Source organism: Kitasatospora nipponensis (genome assembly GCF_039528135.1).
Taxonomy (GTDB): domain Bacteria; phylum Actinomycetota; class Actinomycetes; order Streptomycetales; family Streptomycetaceae; genus Kitasatospora; species Kitasatospora nipponensis.
The window spans coordinates 1-3,376 of the sequence record NZ_BAAALF010000364.1 but is presented as its reverse complement, the minus strand read 5'-3'; the positions used below and the strand labels follow the sequence as shown (position 1 = coordinate 3,376).

The following is a 3,376-nucleotide window of genomic DNA, read 5'->3' as shown; positions in this document are numbered from 1 at the left end:
CGCCGCACCCCGCAGGTCACCGTCGAGGACGTCACGCACCGCCCGCGGCAGCTCGGCCAGCGCCTGCAGCACCAGCCGCACCCCGGAGCGGACCACGTCCGCCTGGTCCCCCGGACGCTGCGCCGAGGTCACCCACGGGTCGGCCGCCAGCTCCCGCTCCCACTGCCGGTGCACCGCGTGCAGCGCGCGGAAGTCGGCCGGCCGGCCGGTGAGCACCGCGGCCCCGGCCCCCGCCGTCGCCTCCGCCAGCGCCTGCCCCAGCCGGCCCGCCCCGGGCACCGGGTCGGCCCGGCGGCCCGGCAGGTGGGCCTCCATCAGCAGCGAGACCCGGGAGAGCGAACCGAGCGCCTCGCGCGCCCGGCCCAGCTGGCGACGGCTGAGCTGCGGCGAGTGCGCGCCGTGCCGCACCGGCTCGACGTCGGCGCGCTCCAGCGTCTGCAGGAAGAGCGAACGGGCCTCGCGGGCGTCCAGCAGCGCACCCCGCACGGCCTGCGGGTCGCGTCCCTCCGGGTCCCCGTACGCCGCCAGCACGGCCGCCGTGTACCGGCCCACCGCCGTGATCCACTCGGCGGTGCGCTCGGGCAGCCGGGCGGTCTCCCAGGTCGGGAAGAGCGCGTAGCCGAGCAGCGCGACCGCGCCGCCCAGCAGCGTCATCAGGATCCGCTCGTAGGCGGTCGCCACCGGGTTGGTGGGCTCCATGCCGAGCAGCAGGACCACGTAGGCGGAGATGCAGGTGGTGGTCAGCGCGTAGCCGGTGCGCAGCAGCAGGTAGGCCCCGCCGATGCAGCAGACCGCCAGCGCGCCGGCCAGCCAGCGGCCGGGGTGCGCCAGTTCGACCAGCACGGTGGCCAGCACCACGCCGACCACGGTGCCGGCCACCCGGGCCACCCCGCGGCTGTAGGTCTGCACGAAGTCCGGGCGGATCACGATGGCCGCGGTCATCGCCGCCCAGTAGCCGTGCTGGAAGCCGGTCAGCCGGGCCAGCACGTAGGCCGCGGTGACCACCCCGCCCAGGCGCACCGCGTGGTGCAGGATCGGCGAGCCGGGCCGCAGCTGGCGACCCGCTGTGCGCAGCGCGACCGGCACCATCGCGGCCAGGCCCGGCCGCAGCAGGACGCCGTCGTGGCCGGCCACCGGGGTGTCCAGGGTGTCCTCGCCGTCGGGTTCCAGCGCCGCCGCGGCCCGGCCCAGCAGGGCGGTCAGCCGGCGGGCGGCCCGCAGCACGGCGCCGTGCAGCACCGGACCGGACGGCGGCACCAGCGAAGCCGGCGCCGAGCGCGGGTAGCCGACCGGCTCGCCGGTGCGGATCGCCCGCGCCAGCGCGTCCAGCAGCTGCGCCGCGCCGGCCAGCAGCTCGCGGACCCGGTCCCGCTCGGGCCCCTCGGCCGCCGCCCCGATCTGCGGGTCGGCGACGGCCGCCAGGGTGGGCCGGACCCGCTCGGCCAGCCCGCGCAGCCCGCGCAGGGCGGGCGGCCGGCGGCGGTGCTGCCAGGCGGTGAGGGCGGCCGCGTGCCGGGCGGTCATCAGCGGCTCGGGGTCGATGGTGGCGTGCGGGTCGTGCCGCAGCCGGCGGGCGTAGTCGGCCAGCGAGGCGTAGGCGTCGGCCAGCGCGTCGCGCTGCGCGCCCCAGGGCTTGATCGGCCAGAGCGTGATGACCAGCGCCTGGGAGGCGCCGCCCAGTGCGCAGAGCAGCCCGTGCCCGATCGCGGTCGGCACGCTGACCGGCAGCTGGACCACCACCAGCATCACCGTGACGGTGTTGGCGGCCACCACCCCGGCGGTCGGGCCGATCGCCCAGGCCAGCCCCGCCGCGAAGGACCAGCAGGCCAGCAGCACCGGGAACAGGCCCGGCACGCCGACCGCGAGATAGCCCGCCAGGGTGCTCACCCCCAGCGCGAGGCCGGCCGCCACGGCCAGCGAGGGCCGCGGGCGGAAGCTGCGCTGGAAGGTCGCCGTCCCGGCGATGAAGGCGCCCATGGCCGCCGAGGTGGCGGGCCGGGGACCGGCGACCGCGAGGACCGGGAAGAGCACCAGGGCCACCGCGGCCGCCCCGCGCACCGCGCGCTGCGGATCGCCGAGCGACCGCTCCCAGCGCAGCCCCGCGCGACCGGTGTGACGGAGCGCGGCAAGCCAGGGCATACCGGACATCCTAGGCACCGGGGGCGCCCGGGCCCGGCGGACCGGCCGACCGCGGCAGGCCCTACCCCTGGCGGCGCCGCCGGCCGGACGCCGAACGGCGCACCCGGGCGCCCACCCACAGCAGCAGGGTGGTGGGCAGGAAGACCGCGTCCGCGGCGACCATCGCCAGCGAGAAGAACGGCAGGCCGAGCAGGACCGCGATGGCCAGGTGCTCGGTGATCATCAGGGCCAGCAGGACGTTCTTGAGCCGCCGGTTGAGCAGCGTGAAGGGGAAGGCCACCTGGACCAGCACGGTGCCGTAGGAGAACAGGAAGACCAGCAGCGCGCTGGAGCCGAGCAGCGCGGACAGGCCCGGCCAGGGGGTGAAGTAGTCCAGGTGCAGCGGGTAGTAGAGCGCGCTGCCGTCCTGCCAGCGGCTGCCCTGCACCTTGTACCAGCCCGCCGTGGCGTACACCAGCACCACCTGCACCGCGATCACCAGCATCGCGCAGTGGTGCACCATGGTGGCCAGCGCGTCCAGCACCGCGCGCGCCTCGCCGTGCGGGCGCAGCCGGTTGACGGCGTACCAGAGGGCGGCGCAGGACCAGAGCCCCCAGAAGAGCGGCGCCCAGCCCAGGTGCGGCCAGCTCGGGCTGCCCCAGGAGATCCGGCCGGTCAGCTGGGCGGCGGTCAGCAGCCCGCCCAGCAGGACCCAGAGCAGCACCCCGGCCGGCCCGTTGGCCCGCCCGGCCCGGCGCCGCCGGGCGTCCAGCGACCAGACCTCGGCGCAGCGGGTGAAGACCAGGTAGAGGGCCATCAGGTGGACGATGTTGTCGCCGCCGTCGCCGATCAGCACGCTGCGGTTCTGCAGCGACAGCACGCCCACCATGAAGAGCACCGAGCTGGCCCGGGTCCGCCAGCCGACCAGCAGCAGCAGCGCGGCCACGATCGCCAGCAGGTAGCAGGCCTCGAACCACCAGCGGCCGTCGTGCCAGGTCAGCACGGTGAAGGCGTGCGTCTCGCCGAGCAGGTGGCGGGCCAGCTCCAGGCTCCAGGGTGAGCGGTCGCCGTACAGCTCGCGGCGGTGGGGCCACTCGCGCAGCAGTTGCAGGGCGAAGACCAGCGCGAAGCCGATCCGCACCACCGCGGCCTGGTAGCGGGCCAGCGGGCGGGCGGTGAACAGCTCGAAGCCGGTGACCAGCGTGTCGGCCAGCCGGCCGGCCGCCTCGGGGCGAGCCGCGCCGGCCCGCCCCGGCGG

At 76.9% G+C, this 3,376-nt stretch carries 2 protein-coding genes; both read right to left on the bottom strand.

All coding sequences use genetic code 11. From position 1 onward, the window contains the following. Positions 1–2,139 (bottom strand): FUSC family protein (locus tag ABD323_RS40155; RefSeq protein ID WP_344447058.1); only part of this gene is annotated, 2,139 nt, incomplete at its 3' end. Positions 2,140–2,200: 61 nt separating this feature from the next. Beyond that, positions 2,201–3,376 (bottom strand): HTTM domain-containing protein (locus ABD323_RS40150; RefSeq protein ID WP_425556329.1); only part of this gene is annotated, 1,176 nt, incomplete at its 5' end.